The 19385-nt window shown below is 70.2% G+C and carries 22 protein-coding genes; 10 read left to right on the top strand and 12 right to left on the bottom strand.

Features of this window, described 5'->3' with window-relative positions:
- Positions 1-92: 92 nt before the first annotated feature.
- Positions 93-1136 (bottom strand): erythromycin esterase family protein, encoded by a 1044-nt coding sequence (locus tag AB0M88_RS41460; protein WP_364111603.1) that lies wholly within the window; start codon positions 1134-1136, stop codon positions 93-95.
- A 60-nt stretch (positions 1137-1196) separates the two neighbouring features.
- Here AB0M88_RS41460 and AB0M88_RS41455 point away from each other — a divergent pair, with 60 nt between their 5' ends.
- The gene (locus tag AB0M88_RS41455) at positions 1197-1901 is read left to right on the top strand and encodes a TioE family transcriptional regulator (protein ID WP_364111601.1); all 705 of its coding nucleotides are present in this window, start codon (positions 1197-1199) and stop codon (positions 1899-1901) included.
- A gap of 27 nt (positions 1902-1928) precedes the next feature.
- On the opposite strand, the gene AB0M88_RS41450 is transcribed toward AB0M88_RS41455, so the two are convergent.
- The 3 genes from AB0M88_RS41450 to AB0M88_RS41440 are packed head-to-tail and all read right to left on the bottom strand — an operon-like array spanning position 1929 to position 4392.
- Entirely contained in the window at positions 1929-2381 is a 453-nt protein-coding gene (locus AB0M88_RS41450) for a MaoC family dehydratase (RefSeq protein WP_364111599.1), read from the bottom strand.
- Positions 2382-2407: 26 nt separating this feature from the next.
- Positions 2408-3610 carry a Gfo/Idh/MocA family oxidoreductase gene (locus tag AB0M88_RS41445; protein WP_364111597.1) on the bottom strand — a complete coding sequence of 401 codons (1203 nt, stop codon included), beginning with the start codon at positions 3608-3610 and terminating at the stop codon, positions 2408-2410.
- Positions 3610-4392: a DeoR/GlpR family DNA-binding transcription regulator gene (locus AB0M88_RS41440; RefSeq protein WP_364111595.1), complete on the bottom strand. Its 783-nt coding sequence runs from the start codon at positions 4390-4392 to the stop codon at positions 3610-3612. The genes AB0M88_RS41445 and AB0M88_RS41440 overlap by 1 nt, the downstream gene beginning before the upstream one ends.
- Positions 4393-4502: 110 nt before the next feature.
- Here AB0M88_RS41440 and AB0M88_RS41435 point away from each other — a divergent pair, with 110 nt between their 5' ends.
- The 5 genes from AB0M88_RS41435 to AB0M88_RS41415 all read left to right on the top strand — a co-directional run bounded on the left by AB0M88_RS41435 (position 4503) and on the right by AB0M88_RS41415 (position 9855).
- Positions 4503-5795, top strand: a complete 1293-nt coding sequence (locus AB0M88_RS41435; RefSeq protein WP_364111593.1) for an alpha-glucosidase/alpha-galactosidase — start codon at positions 4503-4505, stop codon at positions 5793-5795.
- A gap of 150 nt (positions 5796-5945) precedes the next feature.
- A complete protein-coding gene (locus AB0M88_RS41430) occupies positions 5946-7274 on the top strand; it encodes an ABC transporter substrate-binding protein (protein WP_364111591.1) in 1329 nt (442 codons plus the stop codon).
- On the top strand, positions 7274-8215 hold the full coding sequence (locus AB0M88_RS41425; protein WP_364111589.1) for a sugar ABC transporter permease: 942 nt from the start codon (positions 7274-7276) through the stop codon (positions 8213-8215). Before AB0M88_RS41430 ends, AB0M88_RS41425 begins: the two co-directional genes overlap by 1 nt.
- Entirely contained in the window at positions 8215-9042 is an 828-nt protein-coding gene (locus AB0M88_RS41420; RefSeq protein ID WP_364111587.1) for a carbohydrate ABC transporter permease, read from the top strand. Before AB0M88_RS41425 ends, AB0M88_RS41420 begins: the two co-directional genes overlap by 1 nt.
- Before the next feature lie 90 nt (positions 9043-9132).
- On the top strand, positions 9133-9855 hold the full coding sequence (locus tag AB0M88_RS41415; protein WP_364111585.1) for a Type 1 glutamine amidotransferase-like domain-containing protein: 723 nt from the start codon (positions 9133-9135) through the stop codon (positions 9853-9855).
- Position 9856: 1 nt separating this feature from the next.
- On the opposite strand, the gene AB0M88_RS41410 is transcribed toward AB0M88_RS41415, so the two are convergent.
- The 8 genes from AB0M88_RS41410 to AB0M88_RS41375 form a co-directional block, all read right to left on the bottom strand.
- Entirely contained in the window at positions 9857-10738 is an 882-nt protein-coding gene (locus tag AB0M88_RS41410) for a sugar kinase (RefSeq protein WP_364111605.1), read from the bottom strand.
- 119 nt (positions 10739-10857) lie between these two features.
- The gene (locus AB0M88_RS41405) at positions 10858-11652 is read right to left on the bottom strand and encodes a class I SAM-dependent methyltransferase (protein WP_364111583.1); all 795 of its coding nucleotides are present in this window, start codon (positions 11650-11652) and stop codon (positions 10858-10860) included.
- A 41-nt stretch (positions 11653-11693) separates the two neighbouring features.
- Positions 11694-12293, bottom strand: coding sequence for a class I SAM-dependent methyltransferase (locus AB0M88_RS41400; protein WP_364111581.1), 600 nt, complete (start codon positions 12291-12293; stop codon positions 11694-11696).
- Between the two features lie 27 nt (positions 12294-12320).
- Positions 12321-13265 carry a TIGR03557 family F420-dependent LLM class oxidoreductase gene (locus tag AB0M88_RS41395; protein ID WP_364111579.1) on the bottom strand — a complete coding sequence of 315 codons (945 nt, stop codon included), beginning with the start codon at positions 13263-13265 and terminating at the stop codon, positions 12321-12323.
- A gap of 124 nt (positions 13266-13389) precedes the next feature.
- On the bottom strand, positions 13390-14517 hold the full coding sequence (locus AB0M88_RS41390) for a S8 family serine peptidase (protein ID WP_364111577.1): 1128 nt from the start codon (positions 14515-14517) through the stop codon (positions 13390-13392).
- On the bottom strand, positions 14514-15749 hold the full coding sequence (locus tag AB0M88_RS41385) for a hypothetical protein (RefSeq protein WP_364111575.1): 1236 nt from the start codon (positions 15747-15749) through the stop codon (positions 14514-14516). The genes AB0M88_RS41390 and AB0M88_RS41385 overlap by 4 nt, the downstream gene beginning before the upstream one ends.
- Complete coding sequence (locus AB0M88_RS41380) at positions 15746-16147, bottom strand: hypothetical protein (protein ID WP_364111573.1); 402 nt, start codon at positions 16145-16147, stop codon at positions 15746-15748. The genes AB0M88_RS41385 and AB0M88_RS41380 overlap by 4 nt, the downstream gene beginning before the upstream one ends.
- A 28-nt stretch (positions 16148-16175) precedes the next feature.
- Entirely contained in the window at positions 16176-16706 is a 531-nt protein-coding gene (locus AB0M88_RS41375; RefSeq protein WP_364111571.1) for a hypothetical protein, read from the bottom strand.
- 49 nt (positions 16707-16755) lie between these two features.
- Here AB0M88_RS41375 and AB0M88_RS41370 point away from each other — a divergent pair, with 49 nt between their 5' ends.
- Genes AB0M88_RS41370 through larB form a run of 4 tightly spaced genes read left to right on the top strand, consistent with a single transcriptional unit; the run spans position 16756 to position 19151 of the window.
- Complete coding sequence (locus AB0M88_RS41370) at positions 16756-17067, top strand: hypothetical protein (RefSeq protein WP_364111569.1); 312 nt, start codon at positions 16756-16758, stop codon at positions 17065-17067.
- Positions 17068-17072: 5 nt separating this feature from the next.
- Positions 17073-17678, top strand: a complete 606-nt coding sequence (locus AB0M88_RS41365) for a polysaccharide deacetylase family protein (protein WP_364111567.1) — start codon at positions 17073-17075, stop codon at positions 17676-17678.
- Complete coding sequence (gene larE / locus AB0M88_RS41360) at positions 17675-18505, top strand: ATP-dependent sacrificial sulfur transferase LarE (protein ID WP_364111565.1); 831 nt, start codon at positions 17675-17677, stop codon at positions 18503-18505. Before AB0M88_RS41365 ends, larE begins: the two co-directional genes overlap by 4 nt.
- The gene (larB, locus tag AB0M88_RS41355; protein WP_364111563.1) at positions 18498-19151 is read left to right on the top strand and encodes a nickel pincer cofactor biosynthesis protein LarB; all 654 of its coding nucleotides are present in this window, start codon (positions 18498-18500) and stop codon (positions 19149-19151) included. Before larE ends, larB begins: the two co-directional genes overlap by 8 nt.
- The last annotated feature ends 234 nt before the right edge of the window (positions 19152-19385 follow it).

Below are 19385 nucleotides of genomic sequence, written 5' to 3'. Positions count from 1 at the left end.
TGGTCGTTAAGCCATCTACCGGAGACCTCGCTATTTATCGATCAACGCCACGCCGTGAACATCAACCGGCACCGCCGACTTCGATACACGCCCTAGGCGTCCTTCACGAAGACGATGCCGTCGATGCTGCTCAGGTGGGCCGGGTCCAGGGGCGCATAGCCGAACCACGGCGACACCCGCGCCTTGACGCCGGGACCGATCTCCGCGGGTTCGACTCTGAATCGGTCTCCGGGTCGCGCATAGAGCCGCCCTTCGATCGTGTCCGGCGGCGGGGCCCCCACCCCGTGCTCGCGGTAGGTGCCGATGGCCATCGACAGGAACGTGTAGTCGCCGCCCAGCTGAGCGCCGGCGCTCCACCACTCGTAGCGCCGGTCACCCAGCCGGATGCTGCTCTTCTCGCGCTGCAGATGGGAGTTGTGGGCGAACGCCATGACCTTTCGCGTCTCGGCGATCGCGAGCAGGTTGGCCGTCATCATCGACGACCGGATGCCCAGGAGCCACGCCATGCGGTCCGGTGAGGTGTCGGCGAGCCAGTAGTGATATCTCAACAGCCCGGTCGCCGTGCGCGCGAACAGCCGGGCCCGGTCCGACGTGAGGGGCCGCGCCGCCAGATCGTCGGCGATCAGCCGTAACTGTCTGGCCTCGGGGGTCCGCCCGACGGACTGCGACGGATCCATCATCGCCGCCGGGTTGGCCCACCTCTCGTCGTCGCCGATCAGCCGGTCGAGTTCCTCCGCGGTGCAGGGGGCCAGGTCGGCGCCGGCATGGAGCGCGGCAAGGGCCTCCCGCGGGCTCGCCGCGTGCGTGATCTCCAGCGGACCATCCAACCCGGCGAATCTCACCCGCTCTTCGGCGGGCCGCTCCCGGTTGTACGCCCGCAGCCAGCGCACAAGCTCACGGTTGGCCGCCGACGCGCCGAACCCGTGACTGAACCCGTGCCGCACAGCGTCGTCGAGCGTGCCCTTCCCGCTCGTCACATAGTCGTCCACGACCAGCCCCATCAGGCAGTCGCTCTCGATCGCGATCGCCCGGTACCCCTCCCGCTCGACGAGATCGCGGAAGATCTCGTTGCGTACGTCGAGCAGCGCGTCCGAGCCGTGGGTCGGTTCTCCCAGCCCTGTGATGGAAAACGTCATGCCCCTGAACAGTATCGTTGAACCAACGGTTGAACCTTTTTCCAGGATGTCGGCGGTCCGGTGCCACAAAACCTTCAACGGCCGGTCGACCTGGCCCGGGCCCATGGCCTCTCCACCCAGGCGATCCGTAACTACGAGGCGGCCGGCATCCTCCCGCCCGCCGAGCGCAGCCCCAACGGCTACCGCGCCTATACGGCACTCCACGCCCGGGCGCTGGCCGCGTTCCTGGCACTGATCCCCGGGCATGGGCAGCCGGCCGCCACCCAGATCATGCGGGCGTTCACGCGCGACGAGACCGAGACCGCGCTCCGCCTGATCGACGAGAGCCACGCCCAGCTCCTCGACGATCGCCGGACCCTGCGGGCGGTGGCGGCCGCGCTGGAGGATCTGGCCCCGATCGCCGGCCGGCGGGGCGACACGTTCGTAGGCCCGCTCGCCCGGCGACTCGGCCTCCGCCCGGCGACGCTGCGCAAGTGGGAGCGCGCCGGCCTGCTGCATCCCCGCCGCGACCGGCAGACCGGCTACCGCGTCTACGGCCCGGCCGACGTCCGCGACGCCGAGCTGATCCACCAGCTCCGCCGGGGCGGCTACCAGCTGGCCCGGATCGCCCCGCTGCTCGCCCAGGTCCGCGCGGCCGGCGGCGTCGAACCCCTCGGCTCCCTGCTCGACGACTGGAACACCCGCCTGACCGCCCGCGGTCGCGGGATGCTCACCGGAGCCGCCGCCCTTGACGCCTACCTCGCCGCTCGCGCCGCGGATCGCTGAGGCGGGTCCGCGGCGCGTTCGCGAGAGCTACAGGTATTGGCGGTAGATGGCGCGGGCCACGCAGGCCGGCTTCTCCTGGCCCTCGATCTCGACGGTGAAGTCGCAGGTCATCTGCAGCCCACCGGTCACCTCGGCCACATCGGCCACCGACGCGGCCAGCCGGATGCGGGAGCCGACCCGGACCGGGTTGGGGAAGCGGACCTTCTCCAGTCCGTAGTTGACGCCCATCTTGGTGCCCTCGACGCGCAGCAGGCTGCCGAAGAGCGGAATCACCAGCGAGAGTGTGAGATAGCCATGGGCGATCGTCGTGCCGAAGGGGCCGGCCGCCGCCCGCGCCGCGTCGACGTGGATCCACTGGTGGTCGCCGGTGGCGTCGGCGAACGTGTCGATGCGGTCCTGTGTCACCTCGAGCCAGTCGCTCGCCCCGAGGTCGCGGCCGGCCAGGGCCTTGATCTCGTCGGCGCCGTGGACAGTGATCATGGGCGGTTCCTCCGGGGCGAAAGCGGTCAGGACAGTGTCACGACCGTACCCAACGCGCGGGCCTCCTCGGCGGCCCAGACCACGCGATGGCCGGCCAGGCTGGTCGCGGCGTCGGAGCGGATCAGCGTGGGGTCGCCGGCGGCCACCGCGGCCAGGAACGCGTCGACCACCCCGTCGTCGCCGTCGTCGTGACCGGCCACGACGGTGTCGCCGACCTCGATCACCTCGGAAGAACCGGTGCGGAAATCGACCAGCCGCAGCCGGGCCCCGTTGCCGGACAGATAGCCGTGCGTGCCGAAGATGCGCGTCTTGCGCTGCTCGAACGGCGTGAACGCGGTCATCGTGAACGACACCGTCGCCCCGTCGGCCAGTTCCAGGTTCACCACCTGGTGATCGACCACATCGTTCTGTCCGTTGTAGACGCACTCGCCATAGGGACCCTCCTTCAGAGCGAGGTCCACATCGTCGCCGAGAACGTCCCGCGGCCACCCCGGCTCGGCCGGCGAATAGAGCCGCACCGCCGAATAGGGGCAGGATGCTTCGACGGCACAGGAGACACAACGGTCACCGGCCCCGGCCGGCTTCGACTCCGGCGTGAAATGGGCCAGCCCGCCGAACGAGCTGACCCGCCGCGCCGGCTGCCCGGCCAGATAGAGCAGCCAGTCGATGTCGTGGCAGGACTTGGCCAGCAGCATCGGCGACGACTCCGAAGTGGAACGCCAGTTACCGCGCACGAACGAATGCGCGTGATGCCACCAGCCGACCGGCTCCAGATGCTGCATGCTCACGATCCGCCCGATCCGGCCGGAGTCGAGAACCGCTTTGATGGCCCGCGTGTAACTCGTGTAGCGCAATACATGACAGACGGCCAGCATCACGCCGGCCTCGACCGCCGCCTCGGCGATGCGGGAAGCCGACTCGAAAGACGGCGCCATCGGCTTTTCCAGCAGCAGGTGGTAACCCAGGCCGGCCAACCGGACCGCCGGCCCCTCGTGGTCACGGTCCTGCGTCGCGATGACGGCCGCGTCGGCCGTTCGGGTATCGACCGAGGCCCAGTCCGAGAACACGTTCCCGCGCTCTATCCCGTACGCCGAAGCGAAGCGCTCCCGGCGCACCGGATCCGCCTCCGCGACCCCGACGATGATTGCGGCGCCGGAGGCGGCGGCCCGGCGTGCGTAGGTGGAGCCGCGCTGGCCGGCGCCGACGACGAACAGGCGCACCGGTTCCATCAGCCACCCACCACGACGACCTCGGTGCCCGCCCGCCGGATCGCCTCGATGCCGGTCGCGTCGGCGCTGTTGTCGGTGACCAGCGTCGAGACCCCGGTGATCGGGCTGATGCCGGCCAGGCAGACCTTGCCGACCTTGGAGCCGTCGGCCACCACGATCACCCGGTCGGCCCGGCGGATCATCGTGGCGTTGGTGTTCGCCTCGATCTCGTCGTGGGTGGTGAGGCCGCCGCGGGCGCTGATGCCGTCGACGCCGACCACCGCGACCGCCATGTTGAGGCCCTGCAGCGCCTGGTCGGCGATCGGCCCGACCAGCTCGTAGGACTGGGTGCGCGAGACGCCGCCGGTCATGATCAGCTTGAGGCGGGGGCGCAGCGCCAGCTCGGCCGCGATGTTGAGAGCGTTGGTCACCACGGTCAGGTCGACCCGCTCGGCGAGGATCCGCGCGAGCAGGTGCGTCGTCGTGCCGCCGGTCAGGCCGAGCGTGAGCGGGCCCTTGGGCAGCAGCTCGGCCGCCTTGCGGGCGATCAGCGCCTTCTCCTCGCGGTGCTGGCCGCCGCGGTAGCGGACCGGCAACTCATAGACCACGTCGATCGCGACCGCCCCGCCGTGGGTGCGCGACAGCAGCCGCTGGTCCTCGAGGACCTGCAGGTCGCGGCGGATCGTCGCGGGTGACACCGCGAACTCCTCGGCCAGGTGGCCGGCGTCGACCGAACCGCTGCTGGCGACGCGTTCCAGGATGGCCGAGACCCGGTCGGCCCGGCGCAGCGTACTTTGAGCCATGGAACCTTCCCGAGCGCGTATTGATCAAATGCGCAGTCAGGTTAGTTCGTTTCCAAGCGATTGGCCAGCGTGTCTTGCGCGTTCTCTGCGCGGGCGCCAACAATCCGGCCATGACAGTGATCGCCTTCCTGGGGGCCGGCAGCGTGGTGTTCACCCGCGAACTGCTCGCCGACATCCTCTCCTTCGACGAGCTGCGCGGCGTGACGCTCGCCCTGCAAGACATCGACCCGTCGCGGCTCGAGACGGCTGAGCTGATCGCCCGCCGCACGGCCGAGCAGCTGGGGGCGAAACCGGTCATCACCGCGTCGCTCGACCGGCGGCGGGCCCTCGACGGCGCCGACTTCGTGATCAACGCGATCCAGGTCGGCATGTACGAGGCGACCGTGCGCGATTTCGAGATCCCGGCCAGGTACGGTCTGCGCCAGACCATCGCCGACACGCTCGGCATCGGCGGGATCTTCCGGGCGCTGCGCACGTTCCCGGTGCTCGACGGCATCGCGGCGGACATGCTCGAGATCTGCCCGGACGCGTGGCTGCTCAACTACACCAACCCGATGGCGATGAACATCGGCTACCTGGCGGCGACCGCGCCGTCGCTGAAGGCGGCCGGGCTCTGCCACTCCGTCTTCTGGACCGTGCACGACCTCTGCGAGCTGCTCGGAGTCCCGCTCGACGAGGTCGACTACACCGGCGCCGGGGTCAACCACCAGGCCTGGCTGCTGAGGTTCGAGCACCGCGGCGAGTCGCTCTACCCGAAGATCGACGAGCTCCTGGAGCGGGACCCGTCGATGCGGCGCCGGGTACGCATGGACATGTACCAGCGGCTGGGCTACTTCCCGACCGAGACCAGCGAGCACTCCAGCGAGTACGTCCCGTGGTACCTCCACCACGACGAGGAGATCGCCCGCCTGCGCATCCCGGTCGGCGACTACCTGCGGATCAGCAAGGCGAACGTCGACGAGTACCACGCGGTCCGCGACGCGCTCGAACGAGGCGAGCCGCTCGACGTGAGCCGTGACGCCACCGAGTACGCCCCGCAGGTCATCCACAGCATGGTCACCGGCACGATGCGCCGCATCCACGCCAACGTGGCCAACCGCGGCCTGATCACCAACCTGCCCGAGGGCTACGCGGTCGAGGTGCCGTGCGTGGTCGACCGGCTGGGCGTACGCCCGGAGCACGTCGGCGCGCTCCCCCTGCAGTGCGCCGCGCTCAACCGGAGCTTCGTCAGCGTCGGCCAGCTGACCGTCCAGGCCGCGATCAACGGCGACCCCCGCATGGTCCGGCAGGCCGCGATGGCCGACCCCAACACCGCGGCCACGCTGACCGTCGACCAGATCTGGCAGCTGTGCGACGAATTGACGGCGGCCCATGGCGACCTGATCCCGGAGGCGCTGCGCTGACAACGCTCAGTCTGGATTGCTCGTTTGATGCGCGGATCTTGTTAAACGAAAGCAAACGAGCATAATCCTCGGGCAAGAACCTCAATGTGGCGGAGGTCACCAGCTGGCCTCGTGTGGCCTCTCCTCCCGACGACCATCGAGGTGCCCCAGATGACATACCTTCGGCGCGGTCCGGTCTTCCGGTCGCTGGCCGGCGGCCTCGGCGCCGCCCTCTTGCTCTCCGCCTGCATGGGCGGCACCGCCGGCAACAAGGACGACGGCAAGGACGCGGCCGCCGGCTACGACCCCAAGGCCAACGTCACCCTCACCTGGTGGACCGGCCAGACCGAACAGGCCGAGACCACCGCCGAGCAGCTGGCCCAGGAATACCACGGCCTGCATCCCAACGTCACGATCAAGACCTCGCCCGGGGCACCGACCACCGACGACCTGCTGACCAAGCTCTCGGCCGGCTTCGCCGGCGGCAGCTACCCCGACATCTCGTACGCGTACGGCAGCTGGGCCGGCGAACTCGGGGCCAGCGGCCACACCCAGGACCTCACCTCGTTCGTGGCCGACCCGGCGTTCGGCTGGAACGAGTTCTCGCCCGCCGCCCGCGAGACCGCCACCGTCGGCGGCAAGGTCATCGGCATCCCGGCCCTCGTCGACAACCTCGCCCTGCTCTACAACAAGAAGCTGTTCGACCAGGCCGGCGTGGCCTACCCGACCGACCAGTGGTCGTGGGACGACTTCCGGGCCGCGGCCAAGAAGCTGACCAAGCCGGCCGACAAGATCTACGGGACCGCGTACTCGGTCTCGGGCAGCGAGGACACCACCTGGCACCTGTGGCCGCTGCTCTGGCAGCACGGCGGTCAGATCCTCGACGGGACGAAGCCGGCCTTCAACTCCGACGCCGGGGTGGCCGCGCTCGAGACGCTGCGCCAGATGGCGGTCGACGACAAGTCGATGTACCTGGACCAGACCGACGAGAAGTACTGGCGGCTGTTCAACTCGGGCCGCGTCGCGATGATGATGAGCGGGCCGTGGTCGTTGCTCGACATCAAGGACGCCAAGCTGTCGTACGGCGTGGTCCAGCTCCCCGGCTTCAACGGCGACCACGAGACCGTCTCCGGCCCCGACGTGTGGGTGCTGTTCAACCACGACGACGTCAACCGGGCCGGCGCCGCGCGCGACTTCATCAAATGGCTGACCAGCGCGCAGACCGACGCGAAGTGGAACCTCAAGCTCGGCAACCTGCCGCTGCGCACGACCGAGAAGGACACCCCGGAATACGCGGCGTACGTCAAGGAATACCCGGGCGGCGACAAGTTCTTCGCCAACCTGGCCAACGCCAAGCAGGCCCGCCCGACCGTGGCCGGCTACGACGAGCTGTCGCGCAACGTCGGCGACGCGATCTCGAAGGTGCTGCAGGGAACGGAGAGCCCGAAACAGGCCTTGGACGAGGCGGCCAAGAAATCCGCCGACTCGGTGACGAACTGATGGCGGTGACGTTCGCGGTCACGCCGCGTACGGGATCGGCCGCGCGCTCCCAGCGCGGCCGGACCCGCCGCCGGGTCCGCCGGAATCTGACCGGATGGGCCTTCGCCGGACCGGCCACCGCGATCGTCGCCGGCCTGTCGATCTTCCCCGCGGTGTGGGCGTTCTTCATCTCGCGGGCCAAGTGGAACGGCATCACGCCGGGCATCCCGGTCGGCTGGCGCAACTACGAGCAGCTGGCCCAGGACCCGGACATGCTCGCCGCGGCCCGGCACACGCTGGTGCTGACCGCGCTGTTCGTGCCCGCGTCGATCGTGCTCGGGATCGTCATCGCGATCGCGCTCAACCAGAAGATCCGGCTGCTCGGCTTCTACCGCACCTGCATCTTCGTGCCCTACGTGGCGTCGGCGGCGGCGACCGGCATCCTGGCCGGCTTCGTCTTCAACCCGCAGTTCGGCGCGGCCAACGACGTGCTGCGGCACCTCGGCATCCCGCCCCAGCAGTTCCTGGAGAGCCCGCACCAGGCGCTCTACGTGGTCGTGCTGATCGCGCTGTGGGGCGAGGTCGGGTTCACCTCGGTCATCTACCTGGCCGCGCTGCAGGCCATCCCGCGCGAGCTGGTCGAGGCGGCGGTCATGGACGGCGCCGGGCGCTTCCGGGTCTTCCGCCACATCACGCTGCCCGAGCTGCGGCCGGTCACCGTCTTCGCCGCGGTCTGGCAGACGATCACCGCGATGCAGCTGTTCGACCTGATCTACACCACCACCCGGGGCGGCCCGCTCAACACGACCCAGACGATCGTCTACTACATCTACGAGCTCGCCTTCCAGACCCAACGGCTCGGGTACGGCGCGGCCGCCGCCTACCTGCTGTTCGTGGTGACCCTGCTGCTCACACTCGGCGTCATCTGGTACGGCCGCCGGCGCGGATCGGAGGTCTTCTGATGCGCCCTCGTTTCAAGCTCCCGTTCTCCGGCTGGCACCTGCTGCTGATGCCGCTCGCGCTGATCTTCGTGCTGCCGCTGGTCCAGATGCTGCTCACCTCGTTCATGAGCACGGCCGAGATCAACCAGTTCCCGCCCAAGCTGATCCCCACGTCCCTGCACTTCGAGGGCTACCGGACGCTGCTGACCGAGACACCGGTGATCCGGTGGTTCGGCAACACCGTGCTCGTGTCCGTGGTTTCGGTCCTCTCGCACCTGGTCCTGTGCTCGGCCGCCGGCTACGGCTTCGCCCGGCTCAAGTTCGCCGGCCGCGGCCTCGCCTTCCTGGTCATCATCGCGACCGTGATGATCCCGCTCCAGCTGCTGATGATCCCGACGTACCTGATGTTCGCCCGCATCGGCATCGTCGACACCCTGGCCGCCGCCTTCGTGCCCTGGCTGGCCTCGGCGTTCGGCATCTTCCTGATGCGGCAGTTCTTCCTGTCGCTGCCGGTCGAGCTGGAGGAGGCGGCCCTGATCGACGGCTGCGGCACGTGGCGGACATTCCGCAGCATCGTGCTGCCGCTGGCCCGGCCGGCCCTGGCGACGCTGGCCATCTTCACGCTGCTGTCCAGCTGGAACGACCTGCTGTGGCCGCTGGTCGCCATCTCCGACGACAGCCGGTTCACCCTGCAGGTCGGCCTGGCGAACTTCCAGGGCACCCGGCGTACGGAGTGGGCCCAGCTGATGGCCGGCAACGTGATCGCGACCGCGCCGCTGATCCTCGCCTTCCTCTTCGCCCAGAAAAGGTTCATCGCGACGATGTCGTTCACCGGCCTCAAGGGCTGACCCGTCCGTCAGAGTTGCCCGACCGGGCCGGATCCGTCGAGGGGCGGACCCGGCCCGGTCCCCTTCCAGGCAATGCAGGAAGGTGGAGACATGAGAGCTCTCCTCACCTCGTCCGGAATCAAGAACCGCAGCATCCACGACGCGCTGGTCGGCCTGCTCGGCAAGCCGATCGCCGAGTCCAGCGCGCTCGTCATCCCGACCGCGATCTACCCCTTCCCGGGCGGGACCGGCGGAGCGTGGCGGGCGGTCAGTGGCCAGGCCCCGTCACCGCTGGCCGGGCTGGGCTGGAAATCGCTGGGCATCCTGGAGCTGACGGCGCTGCCCCACATCGACGAGGCCGCCTGGGTCCCGGCCGTCCGGGACGTGGACGCGCTCCTGGTCTGGGGTGGCGACCCGCTGTTCCTCGCCGACTGGATGTGGCGTTCCGGCCTGAGCGCCCTGCTGCCGACGCTGCGGCCCGAGGCGGTCTATGTCGGGGTGAGCGCCGGGAGCATGGCCGCGACGTCGGCCTTCGCCGAGACCTACGTCGACCCGCCGCGCGGGCACGACGCGCGGCCGGTCACCTTCGCCACGCCGCAGGGCGACGTCGACCGGTTCCTGGTCACCGGGCAGGGCGCGGGCCTCGTCGACTTCGCGGTCATCCCGCATCTGGAGAACCCGGACCACCCCGACGCCTCGCTGGCCAACGCGGAGAAGTGGGCGGCCCGGATCCCGGCGCCGACCTACGCGATCGACGACGACACCGCCATCAGCGTGGTCGACGGCATCCCCGAGGTGGTCTCCGAGGGCCAGTGGAAACTCTTCCAGCCGTGAGTCAGAGGTCGGCCGGCGTCGCCTGGGCCGCCGTCCCGCCCGCCGCCCGGGTGCTCAGCGAACCGGCCACCGCGGCCCAGCGCACCGACTCCTCGATCGAGCGCCCGCCCAGCCGCGCCGCGAGAAAGCCGGCGTTGAAGCTGTCGCCCGCGCCGATCGTGTCGACGACCTCGACCGCGAGGCCGGCGGCCGCGCACTCGCCGCCGTCCCACCACGCCCGCGCGCCGCGTTCGCCGTCCTTCATGACCACCGTCGTGCCCAGGCTCCGCGCGGCCTCCTCCGGCGCCGGCGCTCCGGTGATCGCCAGCAGCTCGGCCGCGTTGGGCAGGAACACGTCGGTCTGAGCCAGGATCTCGGCGATCGACGACCACTGCTCGGACGGATCCCAGTTGGTGTCCAGCGACGTGGTCACCCCGAGCTTGTGCGCCCGCTCGAAAACCCCGGCCAGGCCGTCCGCCAACTCCGGCTGCAGATACAGCGACGAGACGTGTACGTGGCGGGTGCGTCCCAGCAAGTCGTCGCTGATGTCGGCCGGCCTCAGCAGCGGGATCGTCCCGGGCAGGGTCAGGATGGCCCGGCCCTCGCCGCCGTCCGGCGTCAGGATCACGCTCAGCCCGGTCGGCGTGCCCCGCGACTCCGCCTCGAGCAGCGTCACCCCCCGCTCGCCGAGCTCCGAACGCACGACCCGGCCGAACACGTCGTCGCCGACCGCCGCCAGCATCGCCGTCCGCAGGCCGAGCCGCGCGCACCCGGCCGCCGTGATCGAGCCCGAGCCGCCGAGCACCAGGTCGGCCCCGGTGAGCAGCTGCTCCACCTGCCCGAACCGGGGCCGCACGTCGCCCCGCAGCACGAGGTCGGGGTTGGCGTCGCCCACCACCAGCACGTCGAACAAGGCCGCTCCTCGATGTCCATATGAACAACTCGCGAGCACCATACGCTCAAGAACGTCGGTTGGCACCTGAGCGAACGTGCAGTCTGTTCGGGCGTGGTCGCCATCACCGACTAGGCGGTGCCCACCGCGAGCAGGTGGGCGCTGGCCGCGACCACCTCCGGCTCCGAGCTGCACACCCGGGCCAGCTGCAACGCCGCCTCGAAGACCGCCCGCTCGGCCGGGCCGCCCACCGCGGCCTCGGCCGCCGCCCAGGCCGGCCCCTCGACGCCGTGGACCGTCACGGTGCCGAGACCCGCGTCCCGGCACTCCCCGATCAGCTCCGAGACCCGGTGGAAGTACGCCTGGGTGAAACCGATCGACGGGTCGTTCTCGCCCGACGACCGCAGCCGCGAAGCCTCCGCGACCATCCGCTCGTCGAACCGCGCCGTCGCCGCGAAGTCGACCGGCCCGGCGAAACGCGCGATCGCCGCCACCACGACCGGGCCACCCGGCCGGGTCACCCGGATCGCCTCGCGGAGCGCCCGCACCCGGTCGTCCCGCCGGTGAAGGTGATAGAGCGGCCCGAGCAGCAGCGTCGCGTCGTAATCGCCGTCGTTCTCCGGCAGCGCCCGCGCGTCGCCGACCACCGCCTCGACCGGCGGCTGCCCGGCCCGCGCCTGCTCGACATGAGCCGGAACGAGATCGACCAGCTTCACCCGGTGACCGGCGTCCACAAGCGGCCGGGCGTACGCCCCCGGACCGCCGCCCACGTCGAGAACCCGGGCCGGCGCGGCCGGCAACACCTCCCGGAGCAGCTCCAGCGTGCGGATCCGCTCGAGCCGGCCCTGCGGCCGTTTGCCGAGCCGCGCGCCTTCCTCGTACCGGTCCTGGTAGTAGCCGACGATCTCGGCGGTCACATGGTCCATGCCGGGATCGTCCCGTTCACCAGCCCCGCCCGGCCATCGAATTACCGGCGCCACACGTCGAGCAGGAACCACTCGTCCTCGTGGTGCACGACGTGGGCCAGGCCCGGGCGTTCCGCCACCGACGAGTGCGCGTTGAAGCCGTCGTAGCTGCCGCTGTTCTCCCGGTCACGGAAGTGCACCGACACCAGATCGCCGCCCGGCTCCAGCCGGCCGACCAGACCGTCGATCGTCGCGGCCAGGTCGTCACCGGACAGGTAGTAGAGCAGATCGCCGATCACGATCAGGTCGAAGGTGCCGTCCGGCATCTCAGCCGGCAGGGTCGCCTGCTCGAACCTGACGTTCGCCAGATCCCGGACGATCTCCCGCCCTTGAATCACGGCCGGCTCGATCGCGTCGGTCGCCAGCACCTCGTCACAGCGCTCCGCGAGCAGGCGGGTCAGATGCCCGATCGAGGCGCCCGGCTCATAACACCGCCGGTAGTGCTCGCGGGGAAGGCTGGCCACGGTCACGGCATACTTCCGCCGGTCGTGCCACTTCGTGGCCAGATCCCACGGGTCGTCCTTGGCCATGTAGAGCCCGTCGAAATAATCGAGGGACACCGACGCGGCCGGCGGCTGGGCATCACCCTGTGCTCGTGTCACGGCCGCGATTCTGCCCGATCGAGGTTCCTAGACACCGAGCGAGGGCCGCAACTCCTTGGCGAAGAAGTCGAGAAAGCCATCCGGGTCCGGCCCGGCGTTCATGAACACCAGATGGTCATAACCGGCGTCGGCATAGGTCCTGAACGCTTCCACATACGGCCCGGCGTCGGAGCCGTGCGCAAACTGCCCGGCCACATCCTCGGGCTTGATCAGCTCGGACGCGGCCTCGAAGTTCGCCGGATTCGGCAGCTCCGACATCACCCGCCAGCCGGTAAGCGCCCAACGCGACGTCTTGTGGGCCGCCTCGATGGCATCCTTGCCCCAGGCAACGGGAATCTCGGCATACTTCGGCCCCCGGCCGCCCTTGGCGGCAAATGCCTCAACCAGATCCTTGCGCGGCTCGGTCGCGAACAGCCCGCCCCCGTGCGTAGCCGCCAACTCGGCCGCATCCCGGCCACCGGCCGCGACCGCGATGACCGGCAGACGATCAGGCAGGTCGAACACCTGAGCATCCTCCAGTTGCAGATGCTTACCCTCATACGACTGGTAGCCGCCCTGCCACAGCAGATTGATGATGTCGAGCGCCTCCACGAGCCGCTCATGGCGCCCGCGTACGCTCGGAAAACCCTGACCCACCACGTGTTCGTTGAGCCGCTCACCGGCGCCGACGCCCAACGTGAAACGATCATCGGAGATGATCGCGAGCGTCGCGGCGGCCTGAGCGACAATCGCCGGGTGGTACCGCACCGACGGACAGGTCACGCCGGTCGCCAGCCCCAGCTTTTCGGTACGCGCGGCCACCGCGCCAAGCACGGTCCAGGCGTACGGCGAGTGCCCCTGCACATCCAGCCACGGGTGAAAGTGGTCACTGATCTCCACAAAGTCGAAGCCGGCCTCCTCAGCCCGCACCGCCTGCCGAATCAGCTCCTTAGGCCCAAACCCCTCAGCCATCAACTTGTATCCGATCCGCATGCCCTGCTGCGTGCCCGCCGCCGCGCCCGCCAAACCAAGCGGCTGCTTCGACGCGCCTCTTGGGTCGCGTCCGGCACCATGCTGATCAACGGGCGTTTACCTTGGGCGCGGGCCTGCGGCTGACTCAGCCGGCCCGCCGCCGGCCCCTCACCACCACCGCGACAACCAGCCCGCCCAGCACCAGCAACCCGACAACGATCCCGACGAGCAACAGCGGACTCTTGGCCGTCGGCAGGTCTTCCGGATCAGCCACCGAAGTAGGCGCAGGCGCCGCACCCCCGGCGGCAGCGCTGCTGACGGCCGCCGAAGGCAACGGGGCGACGTGCGCCGTGAGTGCCTTGACGATATTCAACCGCCCGTAGCCGTAGGAGTCGTCCCGCCCCTTGGCCCCCGCATCGGTAGCCGTGGCCGTCAGCCGATGCACAATCTCCGCCGCGCTGAGGTCGGGATACTTCGCCCGCAGCAGCGCCGCCGCCCCACTCACCACAGCCGTCGCCTCGCTGGTCCCCTGGCCCTCGTAGTAATCGTCGGCACCCTGGTTGCCAGTCGTGACGATGTCGACGCCGGGTGCCGAGATCCCGACCTGAGGACCGCTGATCGAAAATGACGCAATCTTCCCGTCCCGGCCGTAGGCACCCACGGCGAGCACCTCTGGATATCGGCCCGGATACTCGCCGGACTTGCCCTCGTTGCCTGCGCCGGCAATCAGCACGATGTCTGCGGCGGCCGCCTTGCGAATGGCAGCGTGCAGTGTCTCGTCGCCGTCGAAGGCGAACGACATATTAATCACGCCGACGTGGCGAGTGATCGCGAAGTCGACAGCGTCGGTCATGAAGTCAGTGGTCGCGAGGGTGTTGATCGGTGAACCGATCGGCAGAATCTTGGCCTCAGGAGCAATTCCGAGAATGCCGTCCTTTGAGCTGTGGCCACGCCCGGCGATGATTCCCGCCATCTCGGTGCCGTGGCCGTCGCTGTCTCTCCGGCCGTCGCCGCTTGCATCCGGTCCGACCTCAGTCCCGGCCAGAACCGCACCTCGCAGGTCCTGCTGACTGGCATTTACCCCGGTGTCTATCAGGCCGACCGTTACACCGGCCCCCTCGGTGATCCGATGGACCTGGGCAATGTCGAGATCGCTCAGGTACCACTGCTTGTCGCGAATGGAATCGGCCAATGCCGGCGTGGGCAGGGCTGTGCTCGCCAGGACCGCCGCGACCGCCGCCGCGGCCCTCGCCACGCGAAAAGAGAGGATCACCTGTCGAAGCCGATCACACCTGGTCCTGGGTCGTGCCGCACCTCGTTCGTCTCCGGCTGGATCACCGGTGCGACACCCTCGCCGGTCGCCCATTGCTGATTTGCTTGTCCGTCGATAGTCCCGCCCGAGCCTCGACGGCCAGCGCCGCGACCACCAGCACCGCCTATAGGCATCGCGCCCGCAACGCCGCTCTGGTTGCCCCCGACACCCCGCTCGGTGCTCTCCCCGATGACCGCCCCGGACGGCATCGCTCGGCGGACCGACACCGGACGCCTCGTGCCCGACGCCCCACCCGGGAGACCGCCGACGAATCCGCCGCCTAATCCTCCGGCACCAGCTGGCACACCACCGCCGATGGGTAAAACACCGGCCTGACCTTGGCTGCCCCCGACGGGCGTGCCTGGCGGCAGGCCGATGCCGGTTGCCGGGCCTCCACCGATTGCGGGGCCAGAAGCGCCCTCGGCGCTCGGACCCGTCGGTGCCAGGCCGGATAGGACCGGCCCGTCATTGGACGACCCCGCCGTGCCCGGTCCAAACTGCCCGGAGCCACCCGGCCCGGCTCCGTTCGAGCCGAACTCCGCAGGCGAGTCCGAGGACACCCCAGACGGGTCGCGATCAACAGGCACCGGAATCGGCGTTGCCCGAAGGCCACCCCCGCCTGCGTCGCCGCGCGTCGTCCCGGATGACGGTTTTGCGTCATCGCCCGATAGGTGATGACCGTCGTCGCCGATAGCGGGCCGCATCTGGAACAGACCCGGCGCCTGGATCTGGGCGCCATGGTCGCTGATCGCCGCCTCGGCCTCGCGCATCGCGGCCTGGGCCCTCTCGTCGTACTTGTCCTCGGCGTGGTCGACCATCCGCGGCACCCAGTCGTTCGCCACCCCTTCGCGGCCCGCCGCCAGATCGCGCATCCTGCTCTGGGCCGTCGAGAACGCCTGCACCACCCCGTTCAACCCCGCCCGCGTGTCCTCGGCCTTCTTCAGCGTCTCCTGCATCGAGTCGGCCAGGCCTTTGACCTGCCGCTGGAATTCGAGCGCCGAGTCGTTCTTCCCCGGCGGCCAGACCGCCGCCAGGCTGTCCGCCGCCGCGAGCAGCCTCGTGTGCTGGTCACGGACCGTTGACGTCAGTCCTTCCCAGGCCAGCACCCGGTCGGCGCCGTCGCACACGTCGACGTCGGCGATCAGGCTGGAGATGGCCGGCAGGTTGTACCGGCTCCAGTCGACCTCGCTCACGGCTGCAACCCCCGTCCCATGTTCTGCGCCTGGTCGATCAGGCTTTGCGCGTGGGTGATGGCGCCGCCGAGCATGGTCTGGATTTGCTGCTGGGTGACCGCCGAGGTCATGTCAGCATGTGCGAAACGGCGGGCGACTTCTTCGGCCACGTCGGCCAGGATGCCGGCTGCGACCGGGTAGACGCGGAGGTTGGCGTCGGTGGCGGCCAGTGCTGCCGCGTACTTCTGTTTGACCTCCATGATGGGGCCGGCGTTGATCTGGGCGCCCAGCCCGACTCCCTGGCGGTGCAGGTCAGCGCCGCGTCCGGCCGCGGCGGCGAAGCCGCTGTCGGCGTCCTTGCGGAGGCCTTGGCCGAAGTCGCCGACCTGGTCGGTCTGGATCTGCACCCCGTCACCCATGGCCACAGGATATCGATGCGGACAAACCCTATTGGATCAACCTTTCCATGGTCGCGTGGGCGCTCGCCACTTCGGCTCCGACCACTCCGGACGGCACCGACGACTGGGGCAGGCCGCCCATGACCACCGCGTACGACAGGTACAGGTTGTTGTCGTACGCCACCAGGTGCGGCCCGGTCACGTCCTCGTAGGTGTAGGCGTCCTGCCCGAGCCCGGTGACCGTGCTGAGCTGGGTCTGTTTCTCTTCGACGCCGCGCAGACCCTGGTAGTAGGAGGCCACCGACGCCCCGCCCGGTGCCAGCTGGATCGATATCTCGACGGGAATCGGCACGGTGGTCCCGAAGTGGAAGGTGCACGACTGGGTGCCTCCGGCCGCGGGCGCCGAGCGCGCGGATTTCAGCGGGCCGAGCACCGCCGCCAGCGCGTTGTGGTCGACGTGGCCGCAAAGGTCGCCTGTCGCCTGATAGACGCGAGGTTTCGAAGGGGCTGGGGTGGGGGACGAACTGCACGCGGACAACGTCAAGAGCGCCGACACGCCGAGGACATAGACGAGCTTCACCGGGGCATCGTAGAGCAGAAAGCTGGGAGCGCTCCCAGAGGAGAAGGACATGAAGCAAGTAGCCGATCTGTTCGACCCCGAGCCCGAGCAGTGGGGCCTGCGCGGCGACCCCTGGGTCTGGCGGGCCCTGCGGGATCACCTGGGCGAGGCGTACCTGCCGCCGTCGGTCGGCGAGGTCGAGTCCATGCTCTACACCGCGTTCAACCGGATCGTCGCCGTCGACCTGGCCACCGAGACCTCCCCGTCGATCTACCGGGAGGAGTTCGCCCACGGCGGCATGTCGAGCGGCCAGGTCCACCTGGAAACGTGGCGGGCCGTGCTGCTCCCGCTTCTTCTGGATCGAGCCGGGACGATGCTTTAGGGCGCATGTTCAGCGAGCATTCAACCGGCGGCGAGGTGGTGCACAGCAAACCCGGCTATCTGTGCGGAATGAACAAAGTGACCGGCCACGTCGCGCTCACCTTCGACGGCGGGCCGCATCCCGACGACACTCCGAAACTGCTCGCCCTGCTCGACCGTCTGGGCGGGGTGCGCGCCACGTTCTTCCTGCTCGGCCTGGCCGCCGAGCGCCATCCGGCGATCGCCGGGACGATCTCCGGCGCCGGCCACGAGATCGCCGTCCTCGGCTTCCGGCTTCCCGACGTACGCGGTGAGCTCGCCCGCGCCCTCACGTCGATCAACGCGGCGACCGGCATCGTCCCCTACTGGTGCCGCCCGCACCGCGACGCCCGCGAGGTCGGCCTGCGGACGGTCCGCCCGTCCTGCCCGGGCCGCGACGAGTCGCCGGACGCCACCGCCGACTCGGTCTACCGCAGCGTGCTGCGCCGCCTCGACGACGGCGCCCAGATCATGCTGCACCACGGACCGGCCGCCCGTTCCGCGCTCCCGGCGCTGCTCACCACGTGCCGGGCCCGGGGTCTGCGGGTGGGTCCGCTCACCGGCACCGCCGCAGCGGGCAGAATCATGGGATGAGCTTCGCCGATGAGGTGCAGGAACGGTTCGCCGCTCAGGTCAGCGGCATAGCGCGGCTGGGCGTCGCCTTCTCGGGCGGGGTCGACTCGTCGGTGCTGCTCGCGCTGGCCGCCCGGGCCCTGGGGCCGGGGCACGCCGTCGCGATCCTGGGCGTCTCCCCCAGCCTGGCCGCCGCCGAGCGCGCCGCCGCCCACCAGGTCGCGGCCACGATCGGGGCCCCGGTCGTCGAGGTCGAGACCCACGAGATGGAACGGCCCGGATACCGCGCCAACGGTCCCGACCGCTGCTTCCACTGCAAGGACGAACTCTTCACGGTCATCGATGACCGGGTTGTCGCCGACCAGGGTCTCGACGCCGTCGCGTACGGGGAGAACGCCGATGATGCCCGCCGGCCGGACCGGCCGGGTTCCCGGGCCGCCGCGGCGCACCGGGTGCTGACCCCGCTGGCCGACCTCGGCCTGGCCAAGGCCGACGTCCGCCGCCTGGCCCACGCGTTCGGCCTGCCGAGCGCCGACAAGCCCGCCGCGCCCTGCCTGGCCTCCCGGATCCCCCATTTCACCGAGGTCGACCCGGCCAAGCTGGCCCAGATCGAGCGGGCCGAGGCGGGCCTGCGCGCCCTCGGCTTCGGCGACCTGCGGGTCCGCCACCACGGCCCGGTGGCCCGCATCGAACTGCCGGTCGAAGACCTGGTCCGCGCGGTCACCGACCCGCTCCGCGAGCGCGTGCGCGCGGCCGTCGTCGAGGCCGGCTTCCGCTACGCCGCGGTCGACGTCGCCGGCGTGCAGTCGGGCGCGTTCACCCTGCCGCTGGTCACCGCCCGTGCCTAACTTCGAACTCGACCTCGGCCGCACGGCCCGCCGCGGCTATCCGGAAGCCATCTTCTGCCAGGGCAAAACCCCGGGGCAGGTCGCGGCGATCGCCGCCGAGGTCCGGTCCCGGCCCGATGTGGTCACCCTTTTCACCCGCGTACGCGAGGAGCACGTCACCGCCGTCCGGTCGCAACTCCCGGACGCCCACCACGACGAACTGGCCGCCCTGATGGCCTGGCCGCCGTCCCCGCCCCCGCCGACCGGCGGCCCGGTGCTGGTCCTGGCCGCCGGCACGTCCGACCTGCCGGTGGCCCGCGAGGCCCTCCTGACCGCCCGCTACCTGGGCCGCGACGCCGACCTGATCGCCGACGTGGGCGTGGCCGGCCTGCACCGCGTGCTGAGCCGCCTCGACCGGCTGCGGGCGGCCCACGCGCTCGTGGTCGCGGCCGGCATGGACGGTGCCCTGCCCAGCGTCGTGGCCGGCCTGGTCGAGGCGCCGGTGGTGGCCGTGCCCACGTCGGTCGGCTACGGCGCGGCCTTCGGCGGCCTGGCCCCGCTGCTGTCGATGCTCAACGCGTGCGCCCCCGGCGTAGCGGTGGTGAACATCGACAACGGCTACGGCGCCGGCCACCTGGCCGCCCAGATCACCGCGCCACGGCCGTGAAGCCTTCCAGATCCTCGAGTCGGGCGCCGGTCGGTGCCCCGACGCGAGCGGAGCGGTCGGTGGCGCCCTGTCGCCGGCCGGATCATAGAAATCCGGGTCAATGTGCCGTTCCTCCGGGCTTGCACTGAATCTCGCCGAGGTGCCCCGACCCGCGAAACGTGCGGACCGGGATTCCGACATTGGATGGACCTATGAGTTGCGCGGCCGAGCCGACGGGACCAGGGTGAATTCCGG

The sequence above is a fragment of the Actinoplanes sp. NPDC051411 genome (genome assembly GCF_040682075.1).
In the GTDB taxonomy this organism is placed as follows: domain Bacteria; phylum Actinomycetota; class Actinomycetes; order Mycobacteriales; family Micromonosporaceae; genus Actinoplanes.
The sequence above is the reverse complement of the archived record's forward strand: the minus strand, read 5'-3'. Positions and strand labels throughout refer to the sequence as shown.